Source organism: Nonomuraea sp. LP-02 (genome assembly GCF_036289125.1).
GTDB classification, from domain to species: Bacteria; Actinomycetota; Actinomycetes; order Streptosporangiales; family Streptosporangiaceae; genus Nonomuraea; species Nonomuraea bangladeshensis.
In genome coordinates this window covers 779571-794962 of record NZ_JAXCLK010000001.1, presented here as the reverse complement: position 1 = coordinate 794962, position 15392 = coordinate 779571, and the positions used below count along the sequence as shown (strand labels likewise).

General features: G+C 73.0%; 13 protein-coding genes. 5 read left to right on the top strand and 8 right to left on the bottom strand.

The genetic code is table 11. From position 1 onward, the window contains the following. Window positions 1-92: 92 nt before the first annotated feature. From SMD20_RS03720 to pgsA, 5 genes are all read right to left on the bottom strand, one after another. Window positions 93-1109 carry a DUF3048 domain-containing protein gene (locus SMD20_RS03720; protein ID WP_329574829.1) on the bottom strand — a complete coding sequence of 339 codons (1017 nt, stop codon included), beginning with the start codon at window positions 1107-1109 and terminating at the stop codon, window positions 93-95. Between the two features lie 65 nt (window positions 1110-1174). Beyond that, window positions 1175-1705 carry a hypothetical protein gene (locus SMD20_RS03715; RefSeq protein ID WP_442942582.1) on the bottom strand — a complete coding sequence of 177 codons (531 nt, stop codon included), beginning with the start codon at window positions 1703-1705 and terminating at the stop codon, window positions 1175-1177. Window positions 1706-1713: 8 nt separating this feature from the next. Next, entirely contained in the window at window positions 1714-2844 is a 1131-nt protein-coding gene (locus SMD20_RS03710; RefSeq protein ID WP_329574827.1) for a glycosyltransferase family 4 protein, read from the bottom strand. After that, the gene (locus SMD20_RS03705) at window positions 2841-3761 is read right to left on the bottom strand and encodes a phosphatidylinositol mannoside acyltransferase (protein WP_329574825.1); all 921 of its coding nucleotides are present in this window, start codon (window positions 3759-3761) and stop codon (window positions 2841-2843) included. Before SMD20_RS03705 ends, SMD20_RS03710 begins: the two co-directional genes overlap by 4 nt. Further along, window positions 3758-4360, bottom strand: a complete 603-nt coding sequence (gene pgsA / locus SMD20_RS03700) for a phosphatidylinositol phosphate synthase (RefSeq protein WP_329574823.1) — start codon at window positions 4358-4360, stop codon at window positions 3758-3760. The genes SMD20_RS03705 and pgsA overlap by 4 nt, the downstream gene beginning before the upstream one ends. Before the next feature lie 163 nt (window positions 4361-4523). Between pgsA and SMD20_RS03695 the strand changes: the two genes are divergently transcribed. After that, the gene (locus SMD20_RS03695; RefSeq protein WP_329574821.1) at window positions 4524-6662 is read left to right on the top strand and encodes an elongation factor G-like protein EF-G2; all 2139 of its coding nucleotides are present in this window, start codon (window positions 4524-4526) and stop codon (window positions 6660-6662) included. 147 nt (window positions 6663-6809) lie between these two features. Continuing rightward, entirely contained in the window at window positions 6810-8372 is a 1563-nt protein-coding gene (locus SMD20_RS03690; RefSeq protein WP_329574819.1) for a glycoside hydrolase family 10 protein, read from the top strand. On the opposite strand, the gene SMD20_RS03685 is transcribed toward SMD20_RS03690, so the two are convergent. Then, window positions 8359-9000: a TetR/AcrR family transcriptional regulator gene (locus tag SMD20_RS03685; protein WP_329574817.1), complete on the bottom strand. Its 642-nt coding sequence runs from the start codon at window positions 8998-9000 to the stop codon at window positions 8359-8361. The two genes, SMD20_RS03690 and SMD20_RS03685, sit on opposite strands and share 14 nt — an antisense overlap. Before the next feature lie 97 nt (window positions 9001-9097). On the opposite strand from SMD20_RS03685, the gene SMD20_RS03680 reads away from it, so the two are divergent. After that, a complete protein-coding gene (locus tag SMD20_RS03680) occupies window positions 9098-10027 on the top strand; it encodes a zinc-binding dehydrogenase (protein WP_329574815.1) in 930 nt (309 codons plus the stop codon). Window positions 10028-10120: 93 nt separating this feature from the next. Here the strand turns inward: SMD20_RS03680 and yczR are convergent, their stop codons facing one another. Next, the gene (yczR, locus tag SMD20_RS03675; RefSeq protein WP_329574813.1) at window positions 10121-11461 is read right to left on the bottom strand and encodes an aminotransferase-like domain-containing protein; all 1341 of its coding nucleotides are present in this window, start codon (window positions 11459-11461) and stop codon (window positions 10121-10123) included. 69 nt (window positions 11462-11530) lie between these two features. Here yczR and SMD20_RS03670 point away from each other — a divergent pair, with 69 nt between their 5' ends. Both SMD20_RS03670 and SMD20_RS03665 read left to right on the top strand, forming a co-directional pair. After that, a complete protein-coding gene (locus tag SMD20_RS03670) occupies window positions 11531-12508 on the top strand; it encodes a branched-chain amino acid transaminase (protein WP_329574811.1) in 978 nt (325 codons plus the stop codon). A 133-nt stretch (window positions 12509-12641) separates the two neighbouring features. Then, the gene (locus SMD20_RS03665) at window positions 12642-14822 is read left to right on the top strand and encodes a hypothetical protein (protein WP_329574808.1); all 2181 of its coding nucleotides are present in this window, start codon (window positions 12642-12644) and stop codon (window positions 14820-14822) included. Here SMD20_RS03665 and SMD20_RS03660 read toward each other — a convergent pair. Beyond that, window positions 14778-15308 carry an HIT family protein gene (locus SMD20_RS03660; RefSeq protein WP_329574806.1) on the bottom strand — a complete coding sequence of 177 codons (531 nt, stop codon included), beginning with the start codon at window positions 15306-15308 and terminating at the stop codon, window positions 14778-14780. The two genes, SMD20_RS03665 and SMD20_RS03660, sit on opposite strands and share 45 nt — an antisense overlap. Window positions 15309-15392: the final 84 nt, after the last annotated feature.

Below are 15392 nucleotides of genomic sequence, written 5' to 3'. Positions count from 1 at the left end.
TCGTCTGTCAAGCCCATCGTAGGTCCTGCGGGACCCCTCGCCCGACATGCCAAGATGTCAGGATTCAGGGCTGTTGTTGTACATGCAGGCGGCTAAGGGATCACGGGCTTGCGGCTGGCGAGCGCCACCCAGACCTGGCCGGGCGCGAAGTTCATCGGCTCGCCGCTCTCCGTGGTGAACGTCGTACCGGTGTCCTCCGATTCCCGTTCCCAGCGCGCCTTGAAAGCTTTGCCGTCGCGCAGCACGATCGCCGAGCCCTTGCCGGTGGTGTGCACGAGCGGCGTGTAGCTCTGGTTCTTGTCGTGGAACTCCGAGCGCTCGGTCTTCGTGTACTGGACGACGATCGTCGGGGCGCCGAGCTGCCCGCCCTCGGCGGCCATGTCCTTCTTGCCGTCCTGCCAGATCATCCACAGCTTGCGCTGCTCGTTCCAGGCGAAGGTGAAGCGCGCGGCGGGCCAGCGGACCGTGTACGACTTGCGCTCCACCCCGCCCTCGGCCGGCGCCTCGCCGAAGGTGAAGCCGATGTCGTGGGCCTTGCTCGCCTTGGGCGCCTTGGCCAGGAGCTGCTTGGTGGTGGCGAACAGGTTGTAGGGGGCGAAGCGGCCGGGCTCGCGGTAGTAGGCGCCGGGATTGCGGGTGTCGCCGACGTCCCAGAGCGAGGCCTCGGCGATCAGCGGGAGCATCTTGGTCTGCGCGCCCGAGTAGGAGAAGGCGGGCTTGCCGAACATCGGCGCGATGTGCAGGTCGGAGACGCGCGCGCTGCGGACCGGGCCCACCTTGGCCGGCAGCTTCGAGGAGAAGATCGCCATGAGCCGGGTCAGCCCGGCCTCGACCTGCTCGACGTAGACGATGTCGGCGCTCTTCAGTCCGAGCTGCGGCTTGCCGGCCGCGGTGTTCTCGATCTTGACCGCGAGCACCGGCTTCAGCGTGTCGTACGGCTTGCCGGTGAACGGATGCGCCGGCGCCGACTCCTCGGGCTGGTCACTGGGGGCCACGGTGGCGGCCTGGGGGGCCTGGCCGGGGGCGGGCTCCTCGCTGGAGCAGGCCGCCATGGGCAGCAGCACGGCCGCTCCGGCCAGCGTGACCGAGATCATCCGGGGTAGCCGCACGTTGAACACTCCTCGCTCCATGCCTGGCAAACCGGCATGAGCTTACTGCTTCCCCCCAAATCTGGTCATTCAGTTGCCATGGTCGCCGGGGGATTGTCATCAATCTCGAAGAAACTGGGGTAGTCCGTGTGGCCCGCCAGCCGCAGCGTCCGCGCCAGCCAGCGGCGCTGCGCCGTCCGGGTGACCGCCACCGCGTTGTTGTAGAAGCGGCGCGCGTAGACCACCTTGGCCACCGCCGCGTCCAGCTCCTCCAGCAGGTCCGCGCCGCCGGGCGACTCGGCCAGCTTCTCCCTGAAGCGCTCCTGGTCCACCGCCGCCCGCAGCGCCCGTGACAGGTCGCTCTCGGCGTGCTCGCGCTCCTCCGGGCCGGCGATCCTGGCCTCGTGCGCCGCCGCGGCCAGCACCAGCGACGTGGCCGGGTCGAGCAGGCGCGAGCCGGCCAGCTCCAGCACCACGGCCCGGCGGCGGGTCAGCGCCGCGTCCATCGACTCGCGGGCCAGCTCCAGGCGGATGTGCAGGCGGTCGAGCCGGCCCGCGCGCCAGGAGACGTAGACCGCGAGCAGCACCACGACGAGGCCCGCGACCAGCACGGCCATGGTCGACGTCACAGGTCCTCCTCCACCCGGCCGGCGCCCGCCGCGGTGACCGTCTCGTAGACGCGCACGACGTCGCGGGCCACCGTGGACCAGTCGTACTTCCTGACCGCCACCAGCGCCTCCTCGGCCAGCTTGGCCCGGCGCTCCGGCGCGTCGAGCAGCGCGCCCGCCTCGCGCGCCAGGGAGGCCGCGTCGCCGTTGGCGAACAGCGCGCCCGCCTGGCCGTCGCCGAGCACCTTGCGGAAGGCCGGGATGTCGCTGGCCAGCACCGTCGCCCCGGAGGCCATGGCCTCGGCGAGCACGATGCCGAAGCTCTCGCCGCGGGTGTTGGGCGCGCAGAACACGTCCACCGAGTGGTAGGCGCGGATCTTGTCGGCCTCGCTCACCATGCCCAGCACCGTCACCCGGTCGTGGAAGCGCGCGGGGACCCGCTCGTAGACGTCCTTCTCGTCGCCGGGTCCCGCGATGAGCAGCTTGACCTCGGGCCGCTCGGCCGCCAGCGCGGCGAACGCCTCCAGCAGGATCGGCAGGCCCTTGCGCTCCTCGTCCATTCGGCCGAGGAAGCCGATCGTCCGGCCGTCGGGGCCCCAGCCCTCCAGCGGCTCGGCCCGCGCGTAGCGGTCGACGGTCACCCCGTTGGGGATGAGCACCGCGTCGCCGCCGAACTGCTCGACGAGGCTCTTGCGGGCCGCGTCGGAGACCGCGATGCGGCCGGTCAGCTTCTCCAGCGCGCTGCGCAGCAGCGGCTCGGCCACCGCGATCGCCCGCGAGCGCGAGAACGAGGCGTGGAAGGTCGCCACGATCGGCCCCTTGGCCGCCCAGCAGGCCAGCACGCCGAGGCTCGGGATCAGCGGCTCGTGGATGTGCAGCACGTCGAAGTCGCCGGTGCGCACCCAGCGCCGCACCCGCGCCGCCGACAGGAACCCGAACGACATCCGGGCCACCGACCCGTTGTAGGGCACCGGGACCGCCCGGCCCGCCCCGGTGACGTACGGCGGCAGCTCGTCGTCGTCGGACGCCGGCGCGATCACCGACACGTCGTGGCCCTGCGCCGCCAGCGCCTGGGTCAGGTCGTCGATGTGCTGCTTGACGCCGCCCGGCATGTCCCACGAGTAGGGGCAGACGATGCCGACCTTCATCGGCCGGCCCCGCCCGGCAGGTCGTCCAGCCAGAGCCGCTGCAGCATGTGCCAGTCCTCCGGATGCTCGGCGATGCCCTTCTCGAAGGCGTCGGCGAGCCCCTGGGCGAGCGCCTGCACCTTTTCCTGCCGGGTGCCCTCCGCCGGCACCGGGAGCTCCTCCTGGATGTGGATGCCCCAGTCGTCGCCGTCGAAGTGCACGATCGCGGGCAGCAGCGCGGCCCCGGTCTGCACGGCCAGCAGCGGCGGCCCCGCGGGCATCTTGGTGGCCGCGCCGAAGAAGCGCACCTCCACGCCGGTCTTCGTCAGGTCGCGCTCGGCCGGCAGGCACACGACGCCGCCCCTGCGCACCCGCAGGGCCAGGGTGGCGAAGTTGTGGCCGTCGCCGCCGGTCAGCGGCAGCACCTCCATGCCGAGGCCCTCGCGGAAGGCGACGTAGCGGCGGAACAGCGACTCGGGCTTGAGCCGCTCGGCCACCGTCGTGAACGGGTGGCCCACGTTGACCAGCCACGCGCCCGCTTGGTCCCAGTTGCCCATGTGGGGCAGCGCGAGCACCACGCCCCGGCCGGCCGCCACGGTGTCGTGGATGTGCTCGGCCCCGACGACGCGGGTGCGGCGCACGATCTCCGCGCCGCTCATCCGCGGCAGCCGGAAGATCTCGTGGAAGTAGCGGAAGTAGGAGCGCATGCCCGCCCTGGTCAGCTCGCTCAGCTCGCGGCTGCCCGGCTCCAGGCCGGTCACCCTCGCCAGGTTGGACTCCAGCCGCGCCACCGACTTGCCGTGCCTGGCCCACACCCGGTCGGCCAGCAGACGGAAGACCGCCGCCGTGGGCCGCTCGGGCAGCAGCGGGACGATTTTCCAGCCGGCCGCGAAGCCCGCGGCCACGATCCGGTCGCCGAACGACGTGTCCCCGCTCATCTCTCCCTCGCCTGCTCGTGGACGTGCCACACCCGCTGGCCCACCGTGATGACGCTCGCCGCGGCCAGCAGCCACATGCCGGCCGCCAGCACGTACGGCACCCCGAGCCCCGAGAGGAAGGCCGCCACCAGCGCCACGACCAGCCGCTCAGGACGCTCGGCCAGCCCGACGTCGGCCGTGAGCCCGAGCCCTTCGGCCCTGGCCTTGGCGTAGGAGACCAGCGCGCCCGCGATCAGGCACGCCAGCGTGACCGTCGCCATCAGCGTGTCGCCTCGGGAGACGAAATACAAGATCAGGCCGGCGAAGATGGCGGCGTCGGCGACCCGGTCGAGCGTCGAGTCGAGGAACGCGCCCCAGGTGCTGCCCCCCTTGCCGCCGAGCCGGGCGACCACCCCGTCGAGCAGGTCGAACAGCACGAAGACCGTGATCACGAGAGCGCCCCAGGTCAGCAGGCCCAGGGGGAAGAAGGTCAGGGCGGCCACGACGGTGCCGAGGGTGCCGATCGCCGTGACGGCGTCCGGGCCGATCCCGCGGCTCACGAGGGCCCTGCCCAGCGGGGTGAGTATCCGGGTCATGGCCGGGCGCAGGAGTTTGAGCATCGCGGTCCGATCGTAGGCCATCACGGACCCAGGCACTTTCTTTGCCCCGCCCCCCTTGTGATATCCGCCACACGGGTATTTGGTGAACACACCGCGTCCATGCGGTTTCCAGCACATTCCGCGGGCGCGATCCGGGACGGAGTTCGACGCGCGGGAGGCTGATGTGGCGGAGAAGAGCTCAGGCAGCGCCGTGGGAGCCGCGGGCAGGGCACCCGCGGCCGACCGGGCTGATGCGATACGCAATGTCGTGCTGGTCGGCCACTCGGGAGCGGGCAAGACGACCCTCGTCGAGCAGCTGCTGGCCGCGACGGGCACCGTCCAGCGACCGGGGCGCGTGGAGGACGGCAACACCGTCAGCGACTTCGACGAGGTCGAGGTCAGGCAGCAGCGGTCGGTCAACCTGGCCGTGGCCCCGCTGACGTACAACGGCATCAAGATCAACCTCATCGACACGCCCGGCTACGCGGACTTCGTGGGCGACCTGCGGGCCGGGCTGCGCGCGGCCGACGCCGCGCTGTTCGTCGTGTCGGCCTCCGACGGGATCGACGGGCTCACCCAGATCCTCTGGGAGGAGTGCTCCCAGGTCGGGATGCCCCGCGCGGTCGTCATCACCAAGATCGACCACCAGCGGGCGAACTTCGAGGAGGCGCTCGCCACCTGTCAGGAGATCTTCGGCGACGGCGTCGCGCCCCTTTACCTGCCCGTCATCACCAACGGCCACGTCAACGGGCTGATCGGGCTGCTGACGCAGAAGTTCTACAACTACGCGACCGGCGCCCGTACCGAGAAGGAGCCCGGCGCCGGCTACGAGGCGCAGATCGAGGAGCACCGCGGCAGCCTCATCGAGGGGATCATCCAGGAGAGCGAGGACGAGTCGCTCATGGACCGCTACCTGGAGGGTGAGCCGATCGACGTCAAGGTCCTCATCGAGGACCTGGAGAAGGCCGTGGAGCGCGGCAGCTTCTACCCGGTCGTGTGCAGCGGGCTCGGCGTCGGCACGCACGAGGTGCTGGAGGTCATCACCCAGGGCTTCCCCTCGCCGCTGGAACACCCGATGCCGGAGATCACCGACCTGTCCGGCAAGCCGGTGCGGGGCATCACCTGCGACCCGGACGGCCCCCTGGTGGCCGAGGTCGTCAAGACCACCAGCGACCCGTACGTCGGCCGCATCAGCCTCGTCCGCGTCTTCTCCGGCACGCTGCGCCCCGACATGACGGTGCACGTCTCGGGGCACGGCCTGGCCGACCGCGGGCACGAGGACCACGACGTGGACGAGCGCATCGGCACGCTGTCCTGCCCCCTGGGCAAGCAGCAGCGCCCGATCCCCAAAGGGGTGGCCGGCGACATCGTGGCGGTGGCCAAGCTCGCGCGGGCCGAGACCGGCGACACGCTCTCCGACGTCGAGCGGCCGCTGCTGATGACGTCCTGGACGATGCCCGACCCGCTGCTGCCGGTGGCGATCAGGGCCAGGTCCAAGGCCGACGAGGACAAGCTGGCCCAGGCGCTCTCCCGGCTGGTCGCCGAGGACCCCACGCTGCGGCTGGAGAACAACGCCGAGACCAAGCAGCTCGTGCTGTGGTGCATGGGCGAGGCGCACACCGACGTGCTGCTCGACCGGCTGTCCAAGCGCTACGGCGTCGAGGTCGAGCGGATCGACCTGCGGGTGCCGCTGCGCGAGACGTTCGGCGGCAGGTGCCAGGCGATGGGCCGCAACGTCAAGCAGACCGGCGGCCACGGCCAGTACGCCATCTGCCACATCGAGGTCGAGCCGCTGCCCTCCGGCGGCGGGTTCGAGTTCGTGGACAAGATCGTCGGCGGCGTGGTGCCGCGGCAGTTCATCCCGTCGGTGGAGAAGGGCGTGCGCGCCCAGATGGAGCGCGGCGTCGTGGCCGGCTACCCGATGGTGGACGTACGGGTCACGCTGTACGACGGCAAGGCCCACTCGGTCGACTCCTCCGACATGGCCTTCCAGATCGCCGGCCAGCTCGCGCTGAAGGAGGCGGCGTCGAAGGTGCCGACGCTGCTGCTGGAGCCGGTGGACGAGCTGTCGGTGCTGGTGGCCGACGACCACGTCGGCTCGGTGATGTCCGACCTGTCGTCGCGGCGCGGGCGGGTGCTCGGCACCGAGCCCGTCGGCACCGGGCGCACGCTGGTGCGGGCCGAGGTGCCCGAGCTGGAGATCACCAGGTACGCGATCGACCTGCGGTCGATGTCCCACGGCACGGGCACCTTCACGCGCTCGTTCCTGCGCTACGAGCCGCTGCCGCCGAACCTGGCGAACAAGATGGCGGCCGCCGGGTGATCCGCGGGGCGGTCTGAACCGTGGAGCCGGGAGGGCAGATCACGTCCCTCCCGGCCCAGCCATAACGAATAATCACAGAAGCATCACGGTTTCATTTCGCTCTTTTGGCCTGATCACCGGCCCCGGGCTGCCAGACTGGGTGGCACTATGCGTACTGGACGCCCACTTTTGGCCGCCGCCGCTCTCGCCGTCGCCACCACCACGGCCGCCTACCTGTTCGGCCCAGGAGCCGGAGAGAGCCCCGCCGCGAGCAAGAAGAAGACGACCACCGCCACCACCGCGGCCACCGCGGCGGCCGCCGCCTGCAAGGCCGACCCGCGCTACCCCAAGCGCCAGTTGCGCGGACTCTGGATCGCGACCACCACCAACCTCGACTGGCCGTCCAAGGCCGGCCTGTCGCAGGCCCGCCAGAAGGCCGAATACGTCAAGATCCTCGACACCGCAGCCAGGCGCAATCTCAACGCGGTCTTCGTGCAGGTCAGGCCCGCTTCCGACGCGATCTACAAGTCGTCGCTGGAGCCGTGGTCCAAGTTCCTCACGGGCGTCGCGGGCAAGGATCCCGGCTGGGACCCGCTGCCGTTCCTCATCGACGAGGCGCACAAGCGCAACCTCGAGTTCCACGCCTGGTTCAATCCCTACCGGGCCGCGTACGAGTCCGACGTCTCGCAGCTCCCGGCCAACCATCCCGCCAGGCAGCACCCCGGCTGGGTCGTCAAGTACGGCGGCCGCCTCTACTACAACCCGGGCCTGCCCAAGGTGCGCGAACACGTCGTCAAGGTCGTCGACGACGTCGTCAGCCGCTACGACGTCGACGGCGTGCACTTCGACGACTACTTCTACCCCTATCCGGGCGAGGGCGGGCAGTTCGACGACAAGGCCGCCTTCGCCAAGCACGGCAAGGGCAAGAGCCTGGCCGAGTGGCGGCGCGACAACGTCAACAAGCTCGTCGCCGAGGTGGACAAGTCGGTCCACGACCGCAAGAGCTACGTGAAGTTCGGCATCAGCCCGTTCGGCATCTGGCGCAACAAGGCGCAGGACCCGTCCGGGTCCAACACCTCCGGCATGTCGGCCTATGACTCGATCTACGCCGACGCCCTCGCCTGGATCAAGGCAGGCACGGTCGACTACGTCATGCCGCAGCTCTACTGGCCGCGCGGCTTCAAGGCGGCCGACTACCGTGTGCTGCTGCCGTGGTGGGCGGGCGCGGTCAAGGGCACCGGCGTGCATCTCTACATCGGGCAGGCGCTCTACCGGGTCGGCGAGGACCAGTCGTGGTCCAGGCCGGGCGAGCTGGCCGCGCACCTGACGCTCAACCGCAAGTACCCCGAGGTCAAGGGCGACGTCTACTTCAGCGCGAAGAACCTGCTGGCCAACCCGCTGGGCGCGATGGACCGCGTCGTCAAGGAGTTCTACAGCCGCCCGGCGCTGCTGCCGATCATGAAGGACCTCGACGGGCAGGCGCCGGCCAAGCCGGCGGACGTCAAGGCCACGGGCACGACGCTGTCGTGGGCGCCCGCGCAGGGGGCCCGCGCCTACGCGGTCTACCAGGTGCCGAAGTCCGGCGAGGCCTGCCACGAGACCGACGCCCGCAGCCTGGTCGCGGTCGTCACCAGCCCGTCCTACACGGCCAAGGCCGCCGGCACCTATCTGGTCACCTCGCTCGACCGGCTCCAGCACGAGAGCAAGGCGGCGAGCGTCAAGGTGAGCTGACGCCCGCCGCGCCGCCCTCGCCCGGGACCAGGGTGAGGGCGGCGGGCAGGGCCGCCAGGGCGTCGCGTAGCCGGGCGGCCAGGTCGGCCGGGTCGGGCTCGGGGCCCTCGGCCCAGCCCGCCATCGCGACGTGGAACGCCGCGACCAGCATGTCGACCGCCAGGCGGGGCCGCGGGTCGTCAGGGCCGCCGAGGCCGAACCGCCGCCACAGGACGTCGAGGGCGCTTCGCGTGGTGCTCTCGCAGAAGTGCCGGTTGTGGCCGTCCATGGAGGGCGTGCGCTGGGCGAGCGCGTACGCCAGCGCCATCCGCCCGGCCCAGCCCTCCTCCTGCGCGGCGCGCTCCAGCGCCGCCAGCAACGTGTCCCGCTCCATCTCCAGCAGTGTCCGTCCGCCGGGCTCCGCGGACTCCAGCTCCGCGAGGAAGAGCGTCCACAGGTCCTGCGCGGGCGCCATCGCGACGTCCTCCTTGCTGGCGAAGGTGCGGAAGAAGGTGCGCTTGGACACCTCCACCGCCTCGCACAGCTCGTCCAGCGTGACGCCGTCGAAGCCGCGGCGGGTGAACTGCTCCAGCGCGGTGTCGATCAGGGACTGCCGGGTCCGGAGTTTCTTGCGTTCGCGCAGTGTCACGCGAGGAGTGTAGCAGGGGCGAATGCCACTTGCAGGCTTATGCCACTCAGTGGCATAAATGGCCTGGACGCCCGTTCGCACCACAAGGAGATCTCGCATGCGCGCCTTGCTCGTCGACCACTCCACCGCCTCCGGCCTGCGCCTCGGCGAGACCGCCGACCCCGTGCCCGGCCCCCATGAGGCCCTGGTCAGGGTCAGCGCCGTCTCGCTCAACTACGGCGAGGTCAGGCACGCCCTCGCCGGCGCGCCGGACGGCGCGGTGATCGGCTGGGACGCCGCCGGCGTGGTCGAGCGGCCGGCCGCCGACGGCTCCGGCCCCGCCGCCGGCACGCCCGTCGTCACGATCGGCGGCGACGGCGGCTGGGCCGAGCTGCGGGCCGTGGACACCGGCGCGCTCGGCGTCGTCCCCGAGGGCGCCGACCTCGGCGCCGTCAGCACCGTCCCGGTCGCGGGGGCCAGCGCGCTGCGCGCCCTGCGCGCGATCGGGCCGCTGCTCGGCAGGCGCGTGCTGGTCACGGGGGCCACGGGCGGCGTCGGCCGGTACGCGGTGCGGCTCGCCAGGCTCGGCGGCGCGTACGTGGTGGCCTCCACCGGCGACCCGCGGGCCCACGGGGACGGGCTGCGGGCGCTGGGCGCGCACGAGGTGGTCGCCGCCCCCGACCTGGTCTCCGGGACGGTGGACGGGGTCGTGGACTGCGTGGGCGGGCCGCAGCTCGTGCAGGGCTTCTTGAAGCTGGCGCCGCACGGGACGCTGGTCTCGGTCGGCCACTCCGCCGAGGAGCCCGAGGTCTTCCCGCCCGGCGCGTTCTACGGCGACGGGGGGCGGCACGGGCGCTCGATCGTCACCTTCTACCTGCTGGACGGGCAGCCGCTGGAGCCTGACCTGACGTGGCTGGCCGCGCGCGTGGCCGACGGCGTCCTCGATCCGCACGTGGCGTGGCGCGGCGGGTGGGACAGGGCCGGCGAGGCCGTGAGCGCGCTGCTGGAGCGCCGCCTGCACGGCAAGGCCGTCCTCGACCTCACCTGACGGCCCGGCCCCCGACCGGCGAAAGCCGCTCGACCGCCGTGGCCGGCGGGGGCCGGTCAGCCGCCACGCCCAGCCACCACCGGCGGGGGCCGCTCAGCCGTCGTGGCCGGTCGTCCAGGCGCGGGTCAGGGCCTCGACCGCCTGGTCCAGGAGGGCCGGCGGGAGGGCGAAGCTGAGCCGCAGGCGGTCGCGGTGCCGGCCGTCCGGCGAGAACAGCGAGCCGGGCGCCACCGCCACCCCCTCCTCCCTGGCCGCCACCGCGAACCGGTCGGTGTCCGTGCCGGGCAGCCGCGCCCACACCGACAGCCCGCCCGCCGGCCGCTCCCAGGTCCAGTCGGGCAGGCGGGCGGCCAGGGCCGCCGTGAAGTGGTCGCGGCGGCGGGCCAGCTCGGCGAGCCACGGGCCGGGCGGGTTGTGGTCGAGAAGGTCGGCCGCCAGCCGCTGGGCCACCGCGCTGGTCGCCAGGTCGGCGTCCAGCTTGGCGTCCACCAGGCGGGCCAGCAGCGGCTCGGGCGCGGACAGCCAGCCCACCCGCAGCCCGCCCCACAGCACCTTGGACAGGGAGCCGACCGTCACCGTCCCGTACGGGTGCAGCCGGGCCAGCGGCGCGGGGGGCGGCGCGCCGTCGTGCACGAGGGCGGCCAGGGTGCGGTCCTCGACGAGCGGCACGTCCGCCGCGGCGGCCAGCTCGGCGGCGGGCCGCAGGTCGGGCAGGGCGCCCGTGGGGTTCTCGACGGCGACGACGTACACGGCGGCGGGCCGGTGCCGGGCGAGCGCGTCCGCCACGGCGGCGGGCGCGGTCAGGTCGACGGGCACGGCGATCGCCCCCGCGCGCCGGAACACGCTGAGCGCGCCCCCGTACGTGGGATCGCCGACCAGGACGCGCTCGCCGGGACGCAGCAGCACCCGCGCGGCCAGGTCGATGCCCTGCTGGGCCCCGGCCGTGACCAGGACCTCTCCCCCGCCCTCCGGCCAGGCGCCGGCCGCGCCCCCGCGCAGCAGCGCCCGCAGCCGGGGGTCACCCATGGCGTCGTAGCCGTGGCCGCTCGGCGAGCGCAGCAGCGCGGCCGGATCGAGCGGGGGCACGACCAGGTGGGACGGATCGGGCACGACCGAGGTGGACAGGTCGGCCACCACCGCCCCGCCCTTCAGCAGGCCGCCGAACGAGGGCGTGCCCAGCACGTACGTGCCGCTCCCGTGCCGCCGCTCGCACAGCCCCTCCTCGCACAGGGCGTTGAACGCGGCCGCCACCGTGCCCCGGCTGACGCCGACCGCCTGGGCCAGGTCGCGTTCGGAGGGCAGGCGGTCGCCGGGGGCCAGGGCGCCGGTCTGCGCCAGGTCGGCCAGCGCGCCGGCGAGCCTGCGGCTGGGGGTGCCCCGGTGCAGGCGCAGCCGGTCGCGGACGAGTGTGACGAGGTTGTCATCCCTTCCCATGCCACTAGTATCCCGCTACTGTGCCACTCATAAGCCAATTGGCCCATATATCCCGCAAACTTGCGGCCAATGAGGAAGAGGGTGGGCACGGTGCGCGAAGCCACGTACATCTGGATGGACGGGGAGCTGGTCCCCTGGGGTGAGGCCCGCGTGCACGTGCTGACGCACGCCCTGCACTACGGCACCGCCGTCTTCGAGGGCACCCGCGTGTTCGCGACGCCGGACGGGCCGGCGGTGTTCCGGCTGGAGGAGCACCTGGCGCGGCTCACGCGCAGCGCGCGGATGATCGGGCTCGCGCTGCCGTACTCGGTGGACGAGCTGCGCGCCGCCACCCTGGAGACCGTCGCCGCCAACGGCCACGCCGCCTGCTACATCAGGCACCTCGCCCACCGGGGCCAGGGCGAGATGGGCATCGCCGCGCGCCGGTGCCCGACCGTCGTGTCGGTCGCGACCTGGGAATGGCCGCCGCTGCTCGGCACCTCCGGCGTACGGCTCATGACCAGCTCCTGGCGGCGCAACGACCACCGGGTCGTCCCGGTCGCGGCCAAGGCCACCGGCCCCTACCTCAACTCCGTCCTCGCCAAGGACGAGGCCATGGCCGCCGGCTATGACGAGGCCGTGCTGCTCAACGCCGCCGGGTACGTCAGCGAGTGCACCGGCGCCAACCTCTTCGTGGTGCGCGACGGGCGGCTGCTCACGCCGCCGCCCGGCGCGGGGGCGCTCGACGGCATCACCCAGGACACCCTCGAACGGCTCGCCGCCGACCTGGACGTCCCCGCCGTCCGCCAGGACCTGATGCGGACCGACCTGTACGCCGCCGACGAGATCCTCCTGTGCGGCACCGGCGCCGGGGTCGTGCACGTCAGCGCCGTGGACGGACGCGAGCTCGGCGGCCCCGGGCCGGTCACGCAGAAGCTCGCGGACGCGTACGACGCCGTGACCCACGGCCGCGACGACCGTCATCGCCACTGGCTGACCCCGGTGCCCGCGTCCGGCGGCCTGGCCCGCCCGCACGACCCGGCCTCCGACCTGGTGTCGCGGGCTTGATCCTTCGTGCGCGTAACCGGCTCGCGGCGGGCCCGCGGCATGAGAGGGTAGTCGCGTCCGACGGCGCGGCCCGCACCGGCCCCTCGTGCGCCGGTGGCACGACGCCCTAACCGAGTCGCGGGAGGTCTTCGAGGTGAGGCGCGCGCTGATCGTGCTGGCCGTACTGGCCGGCCAGCTCTTGGCCGGCCAAGGGCTGCTCACCGCTGCGGCGCCCCCCGCCGCCGCCCGCACGACCGCCGGACCGCAGGAAGCGACCCCGACCGGCGCGGACGCTAACCGGCAGGCCCTGACCGGCACCACCGCGCAGCAGCAGGCCCCGACCGGCGCCGCCGCACAGCGGGTGGCGTTGATCGGGGTGCCCGCGCTGCACTGGCACGACCTCGACCCCGCCGTCACCCCCCACCTGTGGGCCCTGGCCGGATCGAGCGCGATCGGCTCCCTGTCGGTCCGTACGGTCGGCAACGTGACCTGCCCCTATGACGGCTGGCTGACCGTCTCGGCGGGCGCCAGGTCGGCGGCCGGCTACGGCTGCGGCGCGCCCCCGGCCCCCGAGCAGCAGGGCGAGGGCGCGATCATCCCCGACTACCGCTACCTCATCGACGTGGCCGGCAACCGCGAGGCCGGCAACCTGGGCGAGGCGCTGAAGGCGGCCGGTCAGTGCTCGCTCGCGATCGGCCCCGGCGCGGCGCTCGCGCTCGCCGACCGCGAGGGCCGGATCCCGCGCTACCACGCCTCCCCCGCCCAGCTCGCCGCCGGCGACCTCGAACGGTGCCGGCTCATCGTCATGGACGTCGACGACCTCGTGAGCCCCTACCTCACCGGCGACCGCCTGCCCGCGACGCCCGAGCAGCTCGCCCCGGCGCGGCGCCGCGAGGCGGCGCGGCTGGCCGACGCCAAGGCCGGCGCGCTGCTGGCGGCCCTGCCCGCCGGCACGACGGTGCTGCTCGCCGGGCTGTCCGACCACGGCTCGGTGCCCCATCTGCGGGTGGCCGCCATGCGCGCCCCGGGCGCGGAGGGCCGCCTGCTCGGCGCCGCCTCCACCCGCCGCGACGACATCTCGATCCTGCCCGACCTGACCGCCACCGTGCTGACCGAGCTGGGCGTGCCCGTGCCCGCCACCGTGGTGGGCGTGCCGATGCGGGCGGGCGAGGGCGGCGCGACGATCGAGGCGATGGCCCGCGCCGACGCGACCGCGCAGACGATGCGCTCGGCCAAGGGCCAGTACTTCACCGCGCTGGCGGTCTTGCAGGTGCTGTTCTACGTGCTGGCGTTCGTGCTGCTGCGCCGCCGCAGGCGGCTGCCCCTGGTGCGGGTGGCGGCGGTGGGCCTCGCGGCGCTGCCGGTCACCACGTTCCTGGTCAACCTGCTGCCGTGGAGCACGCACCTGGAGCTGTTCGGGTGGATGGTGGCCTGGTGGGCGGTGATCGTCGCGCTGGCGCTGGGCGGGCCGTGGCGCAGGCGTCCGCTCGGCCCGCTGGCGGTGGTGGCGGGGGTCACGGCGCTCACGCTCGCCGGCGACCTGCTGACCGGCACCACGCTCCAGCTCAACAGCTTCATGGGCTACAGCGCCGAGCAGGGCGCCCGCTACTTCGGGCTCGGCAACATCCCGTTCGCGCTGTTCGCCACCGGCACCCTGCTCACCACCACCGCGATCGCGCACCGCTGGCCGGGCCGGGTCGGGCTGGCCGCGATCGTCGGCCTCGGGGCGGGGGCCATGGTGCTCGGCGGGTCGGGGCTGGGCAGCGACTTCGGCGGCGTGATCGCGTTCGTGCCGGGCATCGCGGTGACCGCGCTCGTGCTGACGGGCAAGCGGGTGTCGCTGGTGAAGCTGGGGCTGTTCTGCGTGGCGGGCGGGGTGATCGTGATGACGTTCGCCTGGCTCAACTATCTCAAGCCGCCGAACGAGCAGACGCATCTGGGCCGGTTCGTGGGCCAGGTGCTGACCGGCGAGGCGTTCGACGTCATCTGGCGCAAGCTGCAGGCGATGCTGGCCACGCTGCTCAGCCCCAACCTCATGCCGATCGTGATCGTGGCCGTGGCCTTCCTCGTGTACGCGATCCTGCGCCCCGACCAGGCCTCGGCCGGGGTGGTGCCGGCGGCCTTCGAGCACTCGCCCGCGCTGCGGGCCGGGCTGATCGGCACGATGGTCGCCGGCGTGGTCGGCATGCTGGTCAACGACTCCGGGGCGGCGGTGCTGTCCATGGCGCTGGCCCTGGCGGTGCCGCTGCTGCTGGCCACCGGCATCGGGGTGCTGGTGCGGCGGGAGGAGTCAGCCCCAGGCGTCGGCGAGCAGCTGGCGGGTGTCGCGAAGTAGCTGCGGCAGCACCTTCGTCTGGGCGACGACCGGCATGAAGTTGGTGTCGCCGCCCCACCGGGGCACCACGTGCTGGTGCAGGTGGGCGGCGATGCCGGCGCCGGCGACGTGGCCGAGGTTCATGCCGACGTTGAAGCCCTGCGCGCCGCTGGCCTTGCGCAGCGCGCGCAGCGCCTTCTGGGTGAACTCGCCCAGCTCCACCAGCTCGGCGGGGGTCAGCTCGTCGTAGTCGGAGACGTGCCGGTAGGGCACCACCATGAGGTGGCCGGAGTTGTACGGGTAGAGGTTGAGCACCGCGTAGACGCTCTCTCCCCGGGCCACGACCAGGCCGTCCTCGTCGCTCATCTGGGGGATGGCGTCGAACGGGCACCCGTCGCCGGGGCCGGTGCCCGTCGGCTTGTTCTCACCCTTGATGTACGCCATCCGATGCGGGGTCCAGAGACGGTCGAAGTTGTCCGGGGCCCCGGCCCCTGCCTGATCGTGCATAACTAGCAGCATAGGACCCCGGGCGGACCGCGGCTCAGGGCGCTCGCGCGGAGGACCACCGGGCCGCACCGGCCTAGGGTGTGG

What these genes read in the sequence shown, in the direction of transcription:
- SMD20_RS03715 (WP_442942582.1), bottom strand. Translation starts at nt 1,705, where the DNA reads ATGGCCGTGCTGGTCGCGGGCCTCGTCGTGGTGCTGCTCGCGGTCTAC.
- SMD20_RS03660 (WP_329574806.1), bottom strand. Translation starts at nt 15,308, where the DNA reads ATGCACGATCAGGCAGGGGCCGGGGCCCCGGACAACTTCGACCGTCTC.
- pgsA (WP_329574823.1), bottom strand. Translation starts at nt 4,360, where the DNA reads ATGCTCAAACTCCTGCGCCCGGCCATGACCCGGATACTCACCCCGCTG.
- SMD20_RS03705 (WP_329574825.1), bottom strand. Translation starts at nt 3,761, where the DNA reads ATGAGCGGGGACACGTCGTTCGGCGACCGGATCGTGGCCGCGGGCTTC.
- SMD20_RS03680 (WP_329574815.1), top strand. Translation starts at nt 9,098, where the DNA reads ATGCGCGCCTTGCTCGTCGACCACTCCACCGCCTCCGGCCTGCGCCTC.
- SMD20_RS03710 (WP_329574827.1), bottom strand. Translation starts at nt 2,844, where the DNA reads ATGAAGGTCGGCATCGTCTGCCCCTACTCGTGGGACATGCCGGGCGGC.
- SMD20_RS03690 (WP_329574819.1), top strand. Translation starts at nt 6,810, where the DNA reads ATGCGTACTGGACGCCCACTTTTGGCCGCCGCCGCTCTCGCCGTCGCC.
- yczR (WP_329574813.1), bottom strand. Translation starts at nt 11,461, where the DNA reads ATGGGAAGGGATGACAACCTCGTCACACTCGTCCGCGACCGGCTGCGC.
- SMD20_RS03670 (WP_329574811.1), top strand. Translation starts at nt 11,531, where the DNA reads ATGAGGAAGAGGGTGGGCACGGTGCGCGAAGCCACGTACATCTGGATG.